The sequence below is a fragment of the Algoriphagus kandeliae genome, from assembly GCF_004571135.1.
Taxonomy (GTDB): Bacteria; Bacteroidota; Bacteroidia; order Cytophagales; family Cyclobacteriaceae; genus Algoriphagus; species Algoriphagus kandeliae.
Genome location: NZ_SPSB01000002.1, coordinates 888569 through 906532, shown reverse-complemented (window position 1 = coordinate 906532; position 17964 = coordinate 888569). Strand labels below are relative to the sequence as shown.

13 protein-coding genes are annotated in these 17964 nt (G+C 43.1%); 4 read left to right on the top strand and 9 right to left on the bottom strand.

Annotation, left to right across the window (positions count from 1 at the left end; genetic code table 11):
• The first annotated feature begins 120 nt into the window (after positions 1-120).
• The 4 genes from E4S40_RS08545 (at position 121) to E4S40_RS08530 (ending at position 6311) form a co-directional block, all read left to right on the top strand.
• On the top strand, positions 121-1350 hold the full coding sequence (locus tag E4S40_RS08545) for a metallophosphoesterase family protein (RefSeq protein ID WP_135073014.1): 1230 nt from the start codon (positions 121-123) through the stop codon (positions 1348-1350).
• Positions 1347-4379 (top strand): AAA family ATPase, encoded by a 3033-nt coding sequence (locus E4S40_RS08540; protein ID WP_135073012.1) that lies wholly within the window; start codon positions 1347-1349, stop codon positions 4377-4379. The genes E4S40_RS08545 and E4S40_RS08540 overlap by 4 nt, the downstream gene beginning before the upstream one ends.
• A 404-nt stretch (positions 4380-4783) precedes the next feature.
• A complete protein-coding gene (locus E4S40_RS08535) occupies positions 4784-5365 on the top strand; it encodes a hypothetical protein (RefSeq protein ID WP_135073010.1) in 582 nt (193 codons plus the stop codon).
• A 22-nt stretch (positions 5366-5387) separates the two neighbouring features.
• Positions 5388-6311 carry a hypothetical protein gene (locus E4S40_RS08530; protein ID WP_135073008.1) on the top strand — a complete coding sequence of 308 codons (924 nt, stop codon included), beginning with the start codon at positions 5388-5390 and terminating at the stop codon, positions 6309-6311.
• 144 nt (positions 6312-6455) lie between these two features.
• Here E4S40_RS08530 and leuB read toward each other — a convergent pair whose 3' ends face one another.
• The 9 genes from leuB to ilvD all read right to left on the bottom strand — a co-directional run bounded on the left by leuB (position 6456) and on the right by ilvD (position 17669).
• Positions 6456-7523: a 3-isopropylmalate dehydrogenase gene (leuB, locus tag E4S40_RS08525; protein ID WP_135073006.1), complete on the bottom strand. Its 1068-nt coding sequence runs from the start codon at positions 7521-7523 to the stop codon at positions 6456-6458.
• Positions 7492-9051 carry an alpha-isopropylmalate synthase regulatory domain-containing protein gene (locus E4S40_RS08520; RefSeq protein ID WP_394345410.1) on the bottom strand — a complete coding sequence of 520 codons (1560 nt, stop codon included), beginning with the start codon at positions 9049-9051 and terminating at the stop codon, positions 7492-7494. The genes leuB and E4S40_RS08520 overlap by 32 nt, the downstream gene beginning before the upstream one ends.
• Positions 9052-9088: 37 nt before the next feature.
• Entirely contained in the window at positions 9089-9679 is a 591-nt protein-coding gene (leuD, locus tag E4S40_RS08515; RefSeq protein ID WP_135073002.1) for a 3-isopropylmalate dehydratase small subunit, read from the bottom strand.
• 92 nt (positions 9680-9771) lie between these two features.
• Entirely contained in the window at positions 9772-11178 is a 1407-nt protein-coding gene (leuC, locus tag E4S40_RS08510) for a 3-isopropylmalate dehydratase large subunit (RefSeq protein ID WP_135073000.1), read from the bottom strand.
• Positions 11179-11180: 2 nt separating this feature from the next.
• A complete protein-coding gene (locus tag E4S40_RS08505) occupies positions 11181-12689 on the bottom strand; it encodes a 2-isopropylmalate synthase (protein WP_135072998.1) in 1509 nt (502 codons plus the stop codon).
• Between the two features lie 12 nt (positions 12690-12701).
• Positions 12702-13745 carry a ketol-acid reductoisomerase gene (gene ilvC / locus E4S40_RS08500; RefSeq protein WP_135072996.1) on the bottom strand — a complete coding sequence of 348 codons (1044 nt, stop codon included), beginning with the start codon at positions 13743-13745 and terminating at the stop codon, positions 12702-12704.
• Between the two features lie 36 nt (positions 13746-13781).
• Positions 13782-14282 (bottom strand): acetolactate synthase small subunit, encoded by a 501-nt coding sequence (gene ilvN, locus E4S40_RS08495; protein ID WP_135072994.1) that lies wholly within the window; start codon positions 14280-14282, stop codon positions 13782-13784.
• A gap of 8 nt (positions 14283-14290) precedes the next feature.
• The gene (gene ilvB, locus E4S40_RS08490; protein WP_237563150.1) at positions 14291-15985 is read right to left on the bottom strand and encodes a biosynthetic-type acetolactate synthase large subunit; all 1695 of its coding nucleotides are present in this window, start codon (positions 15983-15985) and stop codon (positions 14291-14293) included.
• 4 nt (positions 15986-15989) lie between these two features.
• Positions 15990-17669, bottom strand: coding sequence for a dihydroxy-acid dehydratase (gene ilvD / locus E4S40_RS08485; RefSeq protein WP_135072992.1), 1680 nt, complete (start codon positions 17667-17669; stop codon positions 15990-15992).
• Positions 17670-17964 lie beyond the last annotated feature (295 nt).

Below are 17964 nucleotides of genomic sequence, written 5' to 3'. Positions count from 1 at the left end.
AATACTTTTCTAGAATAAGTTCGTCTTGAATGATTATGACAGCTTTTGTCAGTTTGAAAATGTAAATTGACTTCCTGAGCTTTTAGGGCTACTTTCGATAAAGAAAATTTCATTCTTTTTATGCTTAAAATTCTTCATACAGCTGACTGGCATCTAGGTAAGCGCTTACAGGAATATTCCCGCTTGGATGAGCAAAAGCTGGTTCTTGATGAAATCTGTCAGATTGCCGATCGGGAGCAGGCGGATCTAGTTCTGCTAGCCGGTGATATTTTTGATTCATTTAATCCTTCCCATGAAGCAGTAGAACTTCTTTATAAAACCCTTCATCGACTTTCCAAAAACGGAACCCGTCCAATCATCGCTATCTCTGGCAATCATGATAGCAGTCAATTTGTGGAAGCACCGGATCCTTTGGCCCGAGAGATGGGGATCTTTTTCTATAGTCGCTATGATACCGTTATTCCCACAGGAAAATTGGAGTCAGGGGTTGAAGTCCTTCATTCCGAAAGTGGATTTATAGAAGTAAAACTCCCTACTTTCGAAGATCCCATCCGAATAATTTTAGCGCCCTATGCGCATGAAGTGAGTCTGAAAACCTATCTCGGGGAAGAAAATCGGGAAGCGGAACTGCGGAAAATTCTTTCTGAAAAATGGCAAGATTTAGCAGAGCGCTATTGTGATCAACGTGGCGTAAATCTCTTTTTGGGACATTTCTTTTTTGTCAAAGAAGGGGAAGCCCCAGAGCCCGAACCTGAATCCGAGCGCCCCATCCTACATGTGGGCGGTACACAGGCACTTTTTACAGAGAATCTCCCTCCACAGATTCAATATGCAGCGCTAGGGCACCTGCATCGCTACCATGCAGTGGATAAAAATCCTTGTCCTGTCGTCTATTCCAGCAGTCCCCTTGCCTATTCCTTTTCGGAGGCTGACCAGCAAAAACAGGTTGTGATGATTGAATTGGAGGCTGGAAAATCCGCTAGCTACACGCCTATTGGCTTGAAAAAAGGTAGACCACTGTATCGCAAGACTTTTGACAAGCTACCAGAAACGGTCCAATGGCTTGAGGAAAACCCCTATTGCTTTGTAGAATTGACCTATCAAACAAAAGACTCCATCGATGCGGCCACTCGTAAGGCCATTCTCAAAGCCCATGATGGGATTGTCAATTTGATTCCTCAAATACAAAATACACGGGATCGGGATGAATTAACCCTCAAGGCAGAGGATCTGGAAAAAGACATGCTTAGCCTATTCAAACTCTATTTCGAAAGCGTGCGCGGAAAAGAGCCTAATGAAGAATTAATGGAAGTTTTTAAGGAAGTCATCAGTCAAGAAGAAAGCAAATGATTCCGGTTCAGCTAGAAATTCAAGGTTTGTATTCCTACCGGGAGCGTCAGGTCATTGACTTCAGTCAATTGACGGCTGCCGGGCTTTTTGGGATTTTTGGAGCAGTAGGAAGTGGAAAATCCTCCATCTTAGAAGCGATTTTATTGGCCCTTTATGGGAGTACCGAGCGACTTTCTGATCGGGGTGAAAAAAACTCTATGCTAAACCTGCAGAGCGATGAGGTATTGATTCGGTTTATTTTTAACTCCGGAAAAAACAACAGCGAAACCTTCCTTGCCCGATACGAAGCCAAACGGAATAAAAAAGATCCCGAAAAAGTAGATCCTGCCACCCACACCTTTTACAAAAAGTCTGGAAATGATTGGGAACCTCTCGAAGCTAGGGCAGAGGAAATTGTGGGAATGAAAAAGGAGCATTTCAAGCAAACGGTCATCATCCCTCAAGGAAAATTCCGTGAATTCATCGACTTGACTCCGGGCCCAAGAGCGGAGATGATGAAGGAACTTTTTGGTTTGGAACGCTTCGATCTTGCCGCTAAAACAGGATTCTTGCTTCGAACGGTAAAAGATGAAAAAATCCGCTTGGAAACTCAATTGCAAGCTTTAGAAGCTTATTCAGAAGAAACTTTAAAAACTGAAAAGGAAAAGCTGAATCAGCTTCAAGCGGAACAAGACCAAGAACTGAAGAAAGCCAACAAACTGGACCAAGAGGTAAAAAGTCTCGAAAAACTCCGGGATAAACACAGGACTTGGAAAGAGTTGAGTATAACGAAGCGGGAACTTCTGGAACGCAAACCGGAAATCGAGGAAAAACGTCGGATTTACAAGGATTTCATTCAGGCAAAAACCTATTTGCGTCCAGTATGGAATCAACTTTCTGAACTTCAGGTGGATGCCGAAAAATACCGCGTAAGCATCACCGATTCAGAGCGCTTTGCATTGGCTTTCGAACAAGAAATCTCCCAACTCAAAGAAGAAGAACAAAAACTACGAGAAAAAAACCAACAACGCCCTGACCGGGAAAGTAAAATTCGTGATCTCAAAAAGGTCTTGGAAATCAAGGAGCTTCGAGACAAAATGATCGAAGCAAGTGATGCCATCGCTCAAATTACTCCTTCTCAAGAAAAACTGCTTAACAAGCAAAAGCAGATTCAACAGGAAATAGAGGAGTTTAGCAAAAGTCTTGAAACCTCGCCTTCCAATGACTCGAATCTATTAGCATCCCTAAAAAGCCAACTTCAATCCTGGTCAGATTGGGAATCACAGATTCAGGAACATGACAGGCTCATTGGGCAATTCGAGAAGGAAGAGAAAAATGTAAGTGCATTTTTAGAGAAACTCCACTATTCGATTCCTGAGGAGTTTGGAAACACCGAAGATTGGCAAAAAGCCCAAAAGCAGGTGATTCTAAATTGGGATGAAAGACGGGAACACCTCTTGAGGAATTCCGGGTTGAAAGTTCATGCACATCTCTTGGAAGATGGAAAGCCATGCCCGCTTTGTGGTTCTGTGGAGCACCCCAATCCCCTCGATCAATCCGCTCAGAATCAAGCAATCAAAGAAATTGAGTTGCAGATTTCTCAAGAAAAAGATCTGCTGGAAAAAATTCTTCTTATTAGGCAGCAATTAAAGGAACAGGAAATTTACTTGCAAAGTCATCGAGACAATCTCGAGCGAAGAAGGAAAGAGAAAGGTCAATTAACGGAGAAATTAAGCAAACTTCTCGAAAGCCTGAAAGAGTTTGATTTAAAGGACCAAGAAGGGCTTTCTTCGCGAATTGCAGAATTGGAAAATTCCAATCAAAAACGAGAAGATTTACTTCAAAAAATTCAACGAAAGCGGCAGGAATCTGATCAAGTCAGAGCTGAACTAGATACCATACAGCAAAAACTTCAGCAAGCCCAACTGAAAAAGGAAAGCCTAGCCACCGCCATCAAAACCAAAGAAGAGGAAATCAAGGATCCGACATTTTGCAAAGGCTTTTTCGATAAAAACCCGACCGTAATTCAGGACATGATTTTACGGGTAGCGCATGATATCGAACAGGCAGCTGCAGCCTTGGAAAGCAAGCAAAAATACCTGCAGGAGGTTCAAAATAAAGCAACAACTAATCTGGCTGACCTAAAGAATTTCAAAAACTCTTTGGAAAAAGCTCAGACTAAAATCAAAGAGCTGCAAAGTGAATTTGAGTCTTTAAAAAAGGAGTATGGTTTTGAAGATGAAGAAGCTTTGATTCGACTTTTTGAGCATTCGCTAGATGCCGAAAAGACTGCAAAGGAAATTGAGCAATTCGATCGTCAGCTTGACTTGACTGAAAATAGACTTCAGGAATTGGAATCTGAGAAAGGTGTGAAGGATTTTGAAGAGGAGCTCTTTCAGGAGCTTTCTCAGCAACTTGAAAACCTGCAGCAATCGAATAATGCTCGGCAAGAGGAGGTGATCCTTTTGCAGAAAGAAGTGAAAGTTTCCGAACAAAAACTTCAGGAAAAGGCGATGCTGAAAAAGGAGTTGGAGCGGGTGGAAAAGCGGGAAACCTATTTGAAAGAACTGGAAAAGCTATTCAAAGGAAGTGGCTTTGTAAAATACGTGAGTTCGATTTACCTCAAGGAACTATGCCACACCGCCAATCAGCGCTTTATGAAACTCAGCAAAAATAGTCTGAGTTTGGAGATAGACGAGGACAATACCTTTTGGGTGATTGATTATTTGAATGGAGGGAAAAGACGTCTCTTAAAGACACTTTCCGGAGGTCAGACTTTCCAGGCTTCTTTATGTTTGGCTTTGGCCTTGGCCGAAAAAGTCAAAGCGCTTAATCAAGCCGATCAGAGTTTCTTCTTTTTGGATGAAGGATTTGGGGCTTTGGATAGAAATTCCCTTCGGGTTGTTTTCGAGACACTCAAATCCCTCCGTCACGAAAACCGGATCGTCGGTATCATCAGCCATGTTGAGGAATTGCAACAGGAAATCGGAGTCTTTGCTCAGGTAGAACTTGATCCCGAGAAAGGTTCACAGGTTGGGTATTCTTATTGAGGGAAGGTGGGTTCGGTTCGACTCCGCTCACCGACCACCCAAATTTATCATCATTGCCTCCGAAAGCCTCCATGCGTGTCCTCACGCACGGATTTTTATTTAATGCCTTCGGAACTAAGTCTTATTAAACCACTAATAATTTACAGTTTCACTTGCGCGGAGGGCTGACGCAGCAGCGGGGTGTGCGAAAGCCTCGTGGGGGGAAGCTTTGCTGCGTCTTGGCTTTTTGGTTCTTTTTTGCCAAGAAAAAAGAACAGAGGATCATCTCAATATACTTCATCCCTACGTATCTCCACGTTAGACTTTTTATTCACCAAAAGCACCCTCAAAAATCGACCACCACGCCAAACCCTATATTTTTCAGAATTTTCTTAAATTCAATTCCATCCAAAACCCAGTAACCCATGAAATCCTTTCTAACCCTAATTTTTCTAAGCCTTAGTTTTTCAGCCTTTTGCCAACAAGCACCAAGCAAGGAAATCCAAATCAAATTGGCTCTATTAGCCGCTCCGGAAGATCAGCGAGCTGAAGCTACCGTGTATGGCTATCAAAACGGAGAAATTGTTTTACTTCGAAAAGGCAGTAATCAGACCGTCTGCCTAGGAGATGATCCAAATCGCGAAGGGCTAAGTGTATCCTGCTACCATAGCAGTGCTCAACCTTTTATGGAACGAGGTTGGGCCTTAAGAAAAGAAGGGAAAAACGCTCAGGAAATTTTTAACACCCGGGAAGCGGAAGCCAAAGCAGGAAAACTCCAATTGCCGGACCAAGGAAGTGTTTTGCATGCCTTAGTGGCTGATGAAAAAGACGTCAATTGGGCTACTGGGGAAGCACAAAATACCTACACACGCTCTGTAGTGTACATTCCTTGGGCAACTGCAGAAAGCACCGGACTGCCCCTAAAACCAGCCGGACCGGGATTGCCTTGGATTATGGATCCAGGCACACATCGGGCGCATATCATGATTAATCCAGCAAGAAATTAATTAACACACACTTTTAATAATTATGAACAAATTCCAGTATTTATCTATCCTTGGATCAGCCCTTCTTTTTTCCTGCTCCAATGAGAAAAAGGAAGAAAAAGAAGTCGAAAAAATTGATCCTATAATCGAAGTAGTAACGAATGCAATGGATTTCCAGATGGTGGATTCCATTTCTTCAGGTTGGAATACTTTCCGATATGTAAACAAGTCGAATGAAGTTCACTTTTTTGTTTTAGAGAAACTCCCCGAAGGCATCAGACTTTCCAATTATGAAAATGAGTTAATCCCAGTATTTAAAGAAGGGTTTGACTTTATGAAATTGGGGAACATGGAAGAAGGGATGAAAGCCTTTGAAAAAATCCCTCAATGGTTTGGAGGAGTGGTTAATCATGGAGGGGTAGGCATACTTTCTGGGAACTCTACAGGAGAAACAACCCTCTTTTTGGAGCCAGGAGTATATGCCATGGAGTGTTACATCCGAATGCCCGATGGCACACCTCACGTTTTTATGGGTATGCTCAAAGAAGTAATTGTTACGGATGAAGTTTCCGAATTGGCTGAACCAAAAGCAGATTATAGCATCACAATTTCCAGCACAGAGGGAATACAATTTTTAGACTCTATTCCGGCTGGTAATATTGAATTTGGTGTGGATTTTTTGGATCAGCAGCTATATGAACATTTCGCCGGACATGATATCAATCTGGTAAAACTTCAAGAAGGTGCTGAATTGGATAGCTTGGTTGCTTGGATCAACCCATCGGATATGTTTGCATTATCCTCTCCGGAACCAAAAGAATTTGTCTTCATGGGAGGAGCAGAAGATATGCCCGCTGGAAAAAAAGCGTATTTCAAAGCTGAACTAAGCCCAGGTAATTATGTCCTGATTTCGGAGGTTCCAGATGCCATGAATCGAAAAATGGTCCATCCATTTACGGTTTATTAAAACCAAGAAGAGGCTTTCCTAAAATTAGTCTTTTGTCAGGCTGAGCGGAGTCGAAGCCTATACAAGGTTAATAAACTCAATTTCGACTTCACTCAATGTGACAAAGGCTAAATTGGACAGCCTCTTCTTCTATTCTAATTTTTACTATCCCAAAATCTTAGCAGCTAACCAATCTCCCACTTCGGAAGTTTTGTAGGCTTTTCCACCTTCAGCGATATCTTCTGTGACTACTCCTTCTGCAAGAGAAAGATTGACCACATCGCTTATCGCTTGAGCTTCTTCTTTCATATCAAAAGCATACTCAAACATCATAGCCGCAGAAAGAACCGTAGCCAATGGATTGGCAATGTCTTTTCCGGCAGCTTGAGGATAGGAACCGTGAATCGGTTCGAAAAGCTTCACTTTGGAACCCAAGGAAGCCGATGGCATCAAGCCCATGGAGCCAGAAATAACGGAAGCTTCATCCGTCAAAATATCTCCAAATAGATTTTCTGTAATTAACACGTCATAAGCTTTAGGCCATTGAATCAGGCGCATAGCCACCGCATCTACGAATTCATATTCAACTTTCACATCAGGATACTCAGCTGCCAATTCCTGCACTGTTTCCCTCCACAATCTAGAAGTTGCCATCACATTGGCTTTATCCACACAGGTAAGCAATTTTCTTCGTTTTTGCGCCGCTTCGAAGCCCATCCGAGCTAATCGAACGACCTCTTCTTTGCTATACACATTGGTATCGAAAGCTTTTGTTCCTTGCTCATTTCGACCTCTAGGCTCACCGAAATACACGCCGCCTGTCAATTCGCGGAAGAAAACAAAATCAACTCCATCCACGCGCTCCAATTTTAAAGGAGACTTATGTACCAGAGAAGGAAAGGTAAAAGTTGGTCGCACATTGGCAAAAAGGCCAAGTTTTTGACGCATTCTCAACAAGCCTTGTTCAGGTCGAACTTTGGCTTTGGGATCATTGTCATATTTTGGATCACCAATCGCTCCAAAAAGTACCGCATCGGAGGCAGCACAGATTTCATGGGTCGCGTCTGGATATGGGTCTCCTGTGGCATCGATAGCACAAGCACCCACAAGACCTTCCTTGAAGGTGATTTGATGACCAAATTTTTGTCCGACTGCTTTGACAACTTTTACTGCCTGAGCGATTACCTCAGGGCCGATGCCATCACCCGGCAACAGCGCGATATTCATTTCCATAATAGGTAGATTCTTCTTTTTCTGGTTGGTAAGTCATGTTTTCGATGATGTTGAGCATTTTTTCAGTAGCCATCATCGCCGCCACTGTCTGATCTGGATCCAGACCTTTGGTTTTGAATATTTTTCCATAATCCCAAGTAATAACCGTCTCCACAAAAGCATCGGTTTTCCCACCTGGAGGAATGGAAACATGATAATCTGTCAATTTGGGAAGCTCTTTCCCTAAAGACTTATAGATCTTTTTCAAAGCACGCATAAAGGAGTCATATTGACCGTCTCCAGTGGCACTTTCATCATACGATTTTCCATGGATTTTCATCCGAAGTTGCACCGTTGGTTTGAGTCCCTTGGAATGGGTCATATGATAGCCTTCAATACTGATATGCTTGGAGATCACGTTATTCTGGAGAACATCGGAAATAATGTAAGGAAGATCCTCGGTCGTCACCCGTTCCTTTTTATCCCCCAATTCAATGATTCGTTGGGTAACCCTTGCGAGCTCTTCTTTCTCCAAAGAAATTCCCAACTCTTCCAAATTCTTGAGAATATTGGCTTTTCCGGAAGTCTTTCCTAAAGCATATTTTCGCTGTCTACCGAATCGTTCCGGCATCAAATCATTGAAATAGAGATTCTTTTTATTATCCCCATCCGCATGAATTCCGGCAGTTTGGGTAAATACATTTTCTCCCACGACAGGCTTATTAGCGGGGATGTGCTGCCCGGAGAACTGCTCAACCAATTTGGAAACCCGGAAAATCTTTTGCTCATGGATACCGATTTCGAAATCCGTGAAATCCTTAATCACAGCAACCACGGATTCTAAAGGAGCATTTCCAGCCCGTTCGCCCAAGCCATTAATGGTCGTATGAATCCCTGCTGCGCCATAGAGCATAGCCTCCATCACATTGGCTACGGAAAGGTCATAATCATTATGTGCATGGAAGTCAAAATGAAGATTGGGAAACTGCTGCGTGATCTCCTGGAAATAGCTTTTCACCTCTTCAGGTGCAAGCAGCCCTAAGGTATCCGGCAACATCACCCGCTTGACAGCTTGACCTTGAAGAAACTCGATCAAGGAAAGGGTGTATTCCTTAGAATTCCGCATTCCATTGGACCAGTCTTCTAAATAGACATTGACCGTAATTCCTTTATCTTGAGCGTAAGCAATGCTTTCTCGAATATCTTCGAAGTGCTGTTCAGGAGATTTTTTGAGTTGGTGAATCAAATGGTTCAAAGAACCTTTCGTCAGCAGGTTCATCACCTTAGCGCCAGATTCTACAATCCAATTAACTGAAGCCGGAGTATCTACAAAACCCAAAACTTCTACTCGATTCAAGTATCCTTTTTGGGAAGCCCATTGAGTAATTTTCTGCACACCCTCCAGTTCCCCTTCGGAAACACGTGCCGAAGCGACCTCGATCCGATCTACTTTGAGTTCCTCTAGGAGCAACTTGGCAATCTGAAGTTTTTCAGAAGGCAAAAAGGAAACACCTGAGGTCTGTTCACCATCCCTCAGAGTAGTATCCATTATTTCAATTCTCTTGTTTGCCTCCATGGTATTTGGATTATCTAGACGCAGCGAAAGCTTCAATTTCGTCAGACATATTCAACAAATAGTCGATATCATCGAAACCGTTCTGCATATTACTCTTCTTGTACTCGTTGATGTCGAAGGTTTCAAACTCACCGGTGGATAGCAAAGTGATTTTTTGCTCCGGAAGATTTACCTCGATTTCAGTTTTTGGATCTGCTTCAATCGCAGCAAAGAGTTTATCAGCAAATTCAGGAGAAACCGTCACCGGCAGCACCCCAATATTCAGGCAATTATTTTTGAAAATATCTGCGAAGAAACTCGATACCACACAGCGGAAGCCATAGTCATACAATGCCCAAACTGCATGTTCACGGCTAGATCCTGAACCGAAGTTTTTACCGGCAACCAGGATTTTCCCGCTATAAGTTGGGTCATTGAGAACAAAATCCTTCTTGGGATTGCCCTCCACATCGTATCTCCAGTCTCGGAAAAGGTTATCTCCGAATCCTGTACGTTCCGTTGCTTTCAGGAACCGAGCTGGAATAATTTGATCTGTATCTACGTTTTCGGTCGGTAATGGAACCGCCGTATCTCGAAGAACAGTGAATTTATCGTAAGCCATTTTTTAAATAGTTCAAAGGTTGGAAAGTTGGAAGGTTATAAGGGAAAATCAGTTTCGAATTTTCTCGTATTTCGTACTTCCAACTTCGTATTTCAATTATCAAATACTTCCCTAGGGTCTGTAATTCTGCCAGTGACCGCGACAGCTGCTACCGTCAAAGGAGAAGCTAACATAGTGCGAGCTCCCGGACCTTGACGTCCTTCGAAGTTTCGATTGGAAGTCGAAACCGCATATTTTCCGGCAGGAATCTTATCATCGTTCATGGCCAAACAGGCTGAACAACCCGGCTGACGCAATTCAAACCCAGCTTCTTCAAGAATTTGAACAAGTCCCTCTTCATGAGCCATTTTTTCAACTTCTCGAGAACCCGGTACAATCCAAGCAGTGATGTTCTCTGCTTTTTTCTTGCCTTTCACAAACTCTGCAACAGCACGGATATCTTCGATTCGGCCATTCGTACAAGAACCCACAAATACATAATCCACTTGCTTTCCTTTCACTGGCTCACCCGGTTCAAATCCCATATAATCCAATGATTTCAAGAAAGAAGCTTTGTTACTTCCTTCCAGTCCTTCTGCGGTAGGAATTCTGTCTTTCACCTTGATTCCCATTCCAGGATTGGTACCATAAGTAATCATCGGCTCAATATCAGCTGCATCGAAATGATATTCCTTGTCGAAGACTGCTCCCTCATCGGTTTTGAGTGTTTTCCAGTATGCAACTGCTTTTCCCCAGTCCTCACCTTTTGGAGCATACTGACGACCCTTGAGATAATTAAAGGTGGTTTCATCAGGAGCAATCAATCCTCCCCGTGCACCCATCTCAATGGACATATTACAGATAGTCATTCGAGCTTCCATAGATAGGCTTTGGATAGCCGAACCTGCATATTCAACAAAATATCCTGTAGCGCCTGCTGCAGAGATTTTTGAGATGATGTATAGGATGATGTCCTTAGAAGTCACACCTTTTCCAAGCTCTCCTTCTACAGAAATCCGCATTTTCTTAGGCTTGGATTGCATAATACACTGAGTGGCTAAAACCATTTCCACTTCAGAAGTACCGATCCCAAAAGCAATTGCGCCGAAAGCCCCGTGTGTAGAAGTATGGGAATCGCCGCAAACGATGGTCATTCCCGGTTGAGTCACCCCCAATTCAGGACCGATCACATGGACGATTCCATGATGAGCCGTTCCCAAATCATGTAGTTCAATACCATATTTCCTGCAGTTCTCCCGAAGCTTTTCAACTTGCATACGGGAAAGTTTATCTTTGATAGTTTGATCCTGATCGACGGTAGGAACGTTATGATCCGGCGTCGCAATGGTGCGATGCGGATATTTTACCCCAATGCCTCTTTTCTCCAGATTGAGAAAAGCTACAGGGGAAGTTACTTCATGGATAAAATGCTTATCGATGAAAAACACATCTGGCCCTGCAGGTACGTGACGCACCACATGGGAATCCCAGATTTTATCAAATAGTGTTGTTTTTTCCATAATTAGGCAGTCGCGTATTCTTTGACTGGTATTTTGTTCAATGCATCCACAAATGCTTGTGCAGATGCCAAAACGATATCTTCATTGGAGGCAAAGCCGTGATAAGGTTTGTCAGATTTGATGACCCGCATGTGGACTTTTGCTACATCGTTGGAGCCATGAGACATGGCTTGAATTAGGAATTCTTCCAAGTCCACTTGTGGTTGTACCATTTTTTCGATAGCTGTCAAAACCGCATCCACAGGTCCTACTCCAGTAGCCGAAGCTTCATGGCTTGTGTCACCAATTTTCAATTTCACATGGGCCTTCACTTCACCGTTTGAGGAGTAATTCACTTCCTGCAATTCGATGAAGTTGGACTCATCCAAGTATTTCCCAACAAGAGAAAGTAGATCTTTTCGACCGATATCCCGCTTGGAATCAGCAAGCTCCAAGAAGGCCTCGTAAACTTTTCGAAGTTCCTCTCCTTCCAATTCCACGCCCAATGCATCCAAATGGTGCTTTAAGGCCGCTCTTCCTGAACGAGCTGTCAAAACAATGGAAGACTCTTCTACACCAACCTCTTTCGGGTCGATGATTTCATAATTTTCCCGATGTTTCAACACACCGTCCTGATGAATACCGGAAGAATGGGCAAATGCATTTCTACCCACAATCGCCTTGTTAGGCTGGACAGGCATATTCATCAATTTGGAAACCAAGCGGCTGGTTTGATAGATTTTCTGAGTGACAATATCCGTATGGACCGGAATGGCTTGGTGACATTTAATTGCCATCACCACTTCTTCCATGGACGTATTTCCAGCCCGCTCTCCAATTCCGTTGATAGTCACCTCAACCTGTCGAGCTCCGTTTTGAACGCCCGCTACAGTATTGGCAGTTGCCATGCCGAGGTCATTATGACAGTGCGTGGAAATGATAGCCTTGTCGATATTTGGTACACGGTTTTTGAGGTCAGCGATGATTCCCCCATACTGCTCCGGAAGACAATATCCGGTTGTATCAGGGATATTCACCACCGTCGCCCCAGCTTTAATTACCTCCTCAATGATTTTGCAAAGAAAATCCGGCTCAGATCGACCTGCATCTTCAGCGTAAAACTCCACATCCTCCACAAACTGCTTGGCAAATTTGACTGCAGCTACTCCCCTTCTGATAATTTCATCAGGAGTAGATCGAAGTTTGTATTGGATATGATATGGAGAAACACCTATTCCGGTATGGATTCGGCCTTTTTTGGCGTATTGCAAAGCCTGAGCCGCTACCTCGATATCCTTTTCCACCGCGCGGGAAAGCGCACAAATGATCGGGTTGGATACAGCCTTAGAAATCTCCACGACCGAATTGAAATCACCCGGGCTGGAAATCGGAAATCCAGCTTCAATGATATCAACACCTAAATCTTCAAGGGCTTTCGCCACCACAATTTTTTCCTGGGTATTCAACTGGCATCCAGGAACTTGTTCTCCATCTCTGAGGGTGGTATCAAATATCCACAGCTTGTCACTCATAATAAATTGGGTTTAATTGTTTTCTGGCCGCAACTGTCTGACGACAGCTCCTGCTTGCCACATTTCAGATTCTCTTAATTCTTTCAATTCCTCCTCCAACTTCTCTCTGTAGTCAGGCTTGGAATTGGAGTCGATTGATTTTTGCGCTTCTTTTCCTGTTTTCACAGATTCATATAGTGCTTCGAAAACCGGCTTAGTCGCATCCCGGAAAGGCTTCCACCAATCCAAAGCTCCACGCTGAGCAGTAGTAGAACAGTTGGCATACATCCAATCCATTCCATTCTCTGCCACCAAAGGCATCAAAGACTGCGTCAATTCTTCAACTGTTTCATTAAACGCTTCTGAAGGAGTATGACCATTTTCACGCAATACTTCATACTGAGCGGCGAAAATCCCTTGAATAGCTCCCATCAAGGTTCCACGCTCTCCAGTCAAATCGGAAGTTACTTCCCGGTAAAAATCTGTTTCAAAAAGGTATCCGGAACCTACTCCAATACCCAAAGCAATCACTCGATCTTTGGCTTTACCGGTAGCGTCTTGATAAATGGCATAAGAAGAGTTCAAGCCTCTTCCTTCTACAAACATTCTTCTCAAAGAAGTCCCAGAACCTTTTGGTGCTACCAAAATCACGTCTACATCAGCAGGCGGGATGATTCCAGTTTTGTCCTTATAGGTTACTCCAAAACCATGGGAAAAATACAATGCCTTTCCAGGAGTCAGATGCTTTTTCACAGTTGGCCACAAAGCAATCTGGCCTGCGTCTGATAATAAAAATTGGATAATAGTACCGCGCTCGCAAGCTTCTTCAATATCGAAAAGTGTCTCGCCAGGAACCCAGCCGTCAGCAACGGCTTTGTCCCAAGTTTTGGAATTCTTTCGCTGACCTACAATGACGTGGAAGCCATTGTCCTTCAGGTTTAGAGCCTGACCAGGGCCTTGAACCCCATATCCAATTACAGCAATCACCTCATCCTTTAGAACTTCCCTTGCTTTTTCCAAGGGGAATTCTTCCCGAGTGACTACATTTTCTTCCACGTTGCCAAATTTTAACTTCATAGCTTTTATTGATTTAATAGATTGAATATCAGAATTTTATTTAATAAAGTCGTCTATAGTCACCATCCGTTTTGCGACTGCAACTCTTCCCGATCTAGCAAATTCCAAAAGGCCATAACCTTTCAAAATTTCCAGTAATTCCTGTGTTTGCTCTTTATGCCCAGTAAGTTCGAGCACTACAAATTGAGGCTCGGCTGCGATAATCTTGGCATTATGCTGTCGAATAACTTTTTCCAATCCACCATCCAATCGAGTTACCGGAATCTTATATAAAGCGATCTCTTGGTAGACTACGCCTTCATCTTCATGATAGAAAGCTTTAATCACATCAATGACTTTCTCGATTTGATTGACCAATTGAATGACCATATCCTCGGAAGTTGTCACCTCAATGGTAATTCGATGGATGCCATCCACTCTACTCTCTGAGGCGGTCAAAGCATCAATATTGATTCCTCTTCGCGTGAAGATGATGGTGATTCTGTTCAGAATTCCGATAAAATTCTCGGTAATGACAAAAATCGTGTAACGCTTCATAGTCTGGATTAGCTTAATCTCACCTCTTCAACTGAACATCCCGTGGCAATCATCGGGAACACATTGTCTTCTTTTTCAACCACTACCTCCAAGAAATAAGGACCATCATAGATCAACATATCTTCAATCGCTTCGGTCAACTCTTCTCTAGCCTTTACCTTTTGGGCTTTGATTCCGTAGGCTTCAGCGATTTTGATAAAATCAGGGTTGTTCAGTTCGGTGAAGGAATAGCGTCTATCGAAGAACATTTGCTGCCATTGTCTCACCATTCCGAGGTAATTATTATTCAAAAGGACAATTTTTACCGGAGCTTTTGTTTGCATAATGGTCCCTAGCTCCTGAATGGTCATCTGAATTCCTCCATCACCCACAACACAAATTACCTGTCGTGAATAATCATGAAGTTGGGCTCCAAGAGCCGCAGGAAGTGCAAAGCCCATAGTTCCCAAGCCACCCGATGTCACCTGAGTTCGAGGTTTTTTGTAATTGAAATAGCGCCAAGCAATCATCTGATGCTGTCCCACATCAGTCACCAAAACCGCATCATCTGCCTTGTATTGGTTGATTTGATTGATCACTTCTCCCATCGTCAAACCGATTTTGGTTGGAGAAATATCATGCTGCATGACTGCTTCTTTTTCCAACTCCTCCAATTCACGGAACTTAGCCAACCATTCTGAATGAGTCTTTTTTTCAACCGCCTCAGTCAGCATGGATAGACTTTCCTTGCAGTCACCAATAACTGGTATATTGACTTTTACATTTTTATTGATTTCGGCTGGATCAAGCTCCAAATGGATAATTTTTGCCTGCTTGGCATATCGCTTCAAATCTCCTGTAACCCGGTCATCGAAACGCATTCCTACCGCAATCAGCACATCGCATTGATTCGTCAACAAATTGGGAGCATAATTTCCATGCATCCCTAATTTCCCTACATAGCAAGGATGATCTTGTGATAGTGCTCCAGATCCCAACAAAGTCGAGGCTGCTGGAATACCGGTTTTATCCAAGAAAAACTTCAGCTCAGTTTCTGCCTTTCCAAGAACCACGCCCTGACCGAACAATACATATGGACGCTCCGCTTGATTTATCAATTCTGCAGCTTCCTGAATCGAAGATTGTTCTACCGGCTTGTGAACCTTGTATGACCTAAAACCAAGACAAGGAGCATAATTCATTTCCCCAAAATCGACTTGGGCATTTTTGGTGATATCGATCAAAACTGGTCCTGGTCTACCTGAACGGGCGATATAAAAACCCTTAGCAATTGCTGGTGCGATATCTTCTACGCGGCGAACCTGAATATTCCATTTTGTTCCTGGCATAGAAATCCCCACCACGTCCGTTTCCTGGAAAGCATCTGTTCCCAACAAATGAGCAGCTACCTGACCAGTAATACAAACCAAAGGTGTGCTATCAATTTGCGCATCCGCCAAACCTGTGATCAAATTCGTTGCGCCAGGTCCTGAGGTAGCAAGGCATACTCCCACTTTTCCTGATACCCGAGCATAACCTTGGGCAGCATGGATAGCTCCTTGCTCATGACGGGTCAAAACATGCTTGATCTGCTCATGGTAATCATACAATGCATCATAGACCGGCATGATTGCACCACCAGGATACCCGAAGATAATCTCTGCTTGTTCGGCAATTAGGGACTGAACTACAATGTCCGCTCCCCGGATCATGGATTCCTTCATAGGTTTAGAATTTATCAGTCACACAACCCTCAGAAGCTGTGGCAACGAGTTTATTGTATTTTTTCAAAGTGCCTTGAAGTCCTTCAATGACTTTTGGCGACCAGGATTTTTTCCGCTCTGCAAATTCAGCTTCGCTAACATTTACGGAAAGCTCCAATTTGTCTGCATCGATAGTAATCATATCTCCATCTCTTAAAAGCCCAATCGGACCTCCACACCAAGCTTCAGGAGTCACGTGGCCCACGACAAAACCGTGCGTCCCACCGGAAAATCTACCATCTGTAATTAAGGCTACATCTGAACCCAATCCTGCTCCGATAATCATAGAAGTAGGCTTCAGCATTTCAGGCATTCCTGGAGCACCTTTTGGTCCTACATTACGAATAACTACGATATCACCTGCCTGAACCTTATGATCCCGGATGGCATTATTGGCTTCTAATTCAGAATCGAAAACTTTGGCTGGTCCCGTAAAGGAGATTCCCTCTTTACCCGTAATCTTCGACACCGCTCCTTCTGGAGCTAAGTTTCCTTTAAGAATACAGAGATGACCGGTCTTCTTGATCGGTTGATCGAGAGGTCGAATGCAATTGACCATGGAAGGAACAATAGGCTCAATCTTCTCCAGATTTTCAGCCAAAGTTTTTCCGGTCACCGTCATGCAATCACCGTGAAGTAAACCCTCATTTAGCATAAACTTCATAAATGCAGGCAATCCTCCCTGCTCATGCAAATCCTCCATTAAAAATTTACCAGAAGGTTTGAAATCTCCCAGCATAGGAGTCACGTCATTAAGTGCTTTGAAATCCTGAAGGGTAAAATCCACTCCTGCAGTTTTGGCGATTGCTAGAATATGAAGTACTGCATTCGTACTACCGCCAAGTGCAATCACTACGCGAACAGCATTTTCAATACTTTTTCTAGTGACAATGTCTTTGGGCTTGATGTCTTTTTCCAAAAGAACTTTCACGTACTGACTGACTTCCCGGCATTCCCGAAGTTTTTCAGGTGAATTGGCTGGATACGAAGCCGAATATGGCAAGGACATTCCCATCGCCTCAATGGCTGAAGACATTGTGTTTGCAGTGTACATCCCACCACAAGCTCCTGCTCCCGGACAGGCATTCCGGATGACTCCATCGTAATCTTCATCCGAGATCGTCCCTTGAATTTTCTTACCAAAAGCCTCAAAAGCAGATACGATATTCAGCTTTTCTCCTTTATAGTTACCCGATGCTATCGTACCTCCATATACCATAATAGAAGGGCGATTGATGCGAAGCATACCCATAACGGCACCCGGCATATTCTTATCACAGCCTGCGACTGCTACACAAGCATCAAAAGAATGCCCCAAAATGAAAGACTCAATCGAATCAGCAATTATTTCCCTCGATACCAGCGAATAACGCATCCCCATGGTTCCCATGGATGTTCCGTCAGAAATCCCAATAGTATTAAAAACCAAACCGGTCAAATCATACTCCTGAGAGGAGGCTTTGATGAGACCGGCAAAATCATTGAGATGCATGTTGCAGGGATTACTTTCATAACCGCAACTCGCGATTCCAACGAAAGGCTGTTTCATTTTTTTGTCAGACAAGCCAGTTGCATAAAGCATGGCTTTCCCGGCGGGATGCTCCGGGTTATCTGAAATTTCCCAGCTGTATTTCTTTAGGTTCATAGTTTGGGTATAAAAAAAAGTGCCTCTTCAAATGAGGCACTTATTTGTTTGATATGTTGATATTAGTCTAGTGCCTCACCTTAAAATTCAAGGAGAATAATAATGCTTAGCAAAAAGACTTTTCCGTTCATAGTATTGGGTTGAGCTGCTTTTCAATTAATGACGACTCAAAATTAACCCTCTTAAACCATAGATACAATATTTAATTTGTCATATTTTAAATTTTGCAGAAAATAAATTCTTGTATTTTCATATATTTTAAAATATTATTTTTCAAATATTTATTTTAAAGCTA

Excerpts from the sequence above, each read along its gene's own strand:
- E4S40_RS08530 (WP_135073008.1), top strand. The coding sequence starts at position 5,388 with ATGAACAAATTCCAGTATTTATCTATCCTTGGATCAGCCCTTCTTTTT.
- leuD (WP_135073002.1), bottom strand. The coding sequence starts at position 9,679 with ATGGCTTACGATAAATTCACTGTTCTTCGAGATACGGCGGTTCCATTA.
- ilvN (WP_135072994.1), bottom strand. The coding sequence starts at position 14,282 with ATGAAGCGTTACACGATTTTTGTCATTACCGAGAATTTTATCGGAATT.
- ilvD (WP_135072992.1), bottom strand. The coding sequence starts at position 17,669 with ATGAACCTAAAGAAATACAGCTGGGAAATTTCAGATAACCCGGAGCAT.
- ilvB (WP_237563150.1), bottom strand. The coding sequence starts at position 15,985 with ATGAAGGAATCCATGATCCGGGGAGCGGACATTGTAGTTCAGTCCCTA.
- E4S40_RS08535 (WP_135073010.1), top strand. The coding sequence starts at position 4,784 with ATGAAATCCTTTCTAACCCTAATTTTTCTAAGCCTTAGTTTTTCAGCC.
- E4S40_RS08545 (WP_135073014.1), top strand. The coding sequence starts at position 121 with ATGCTTAAAATTCTTCATACAGCTGACTGGCATCTAGGTAAGCGCTTA.
- E4S40_RS08505 (WP_135072998.1), bottom strand. The coding sequence starts at position 12,689 with ATGAGTGACAAGCTGTGGATATTTGATACCACCCTCAGAGATGGAGAA.
- E4S40_RS08540 (WP_135073012.1), top strand. The coding sequence starts at position 1,347 with ATGATTCCGGTTCAGCTAGAAATTCAAGGTTTGTATTCCTACCGGGAG.
- leuC (WP_135073000.1), bottom strand. The coding sequence starts at position 11,178 with ATGGAAAAAACAACACTATTTGATAAAATCTGGGATTCCCATGTGGTG.
- leuB (WP_135073006.1), bottom strand. The coding sequence starts at position 7,523 with ATGGAAATGAATATCGCGCTGTTGCCGGGTGATGGCATCGGCCCTGAG.
- E4S40_RS08520 (WP_394345410.1), bottom strand. The coding sequence starts at position 9,051 with ATGGATACTACTCTGAGGGATGGTGAACAGACCTCAGGTGTTTCCTTT.
- ilvC (WP_135072996.1), bottom strand. The coding sequence starts at position 13,745 with ATGAAGTTAAAATTTGGCAACGTGGAAGAAAATGTAGTCACTCGGGAA.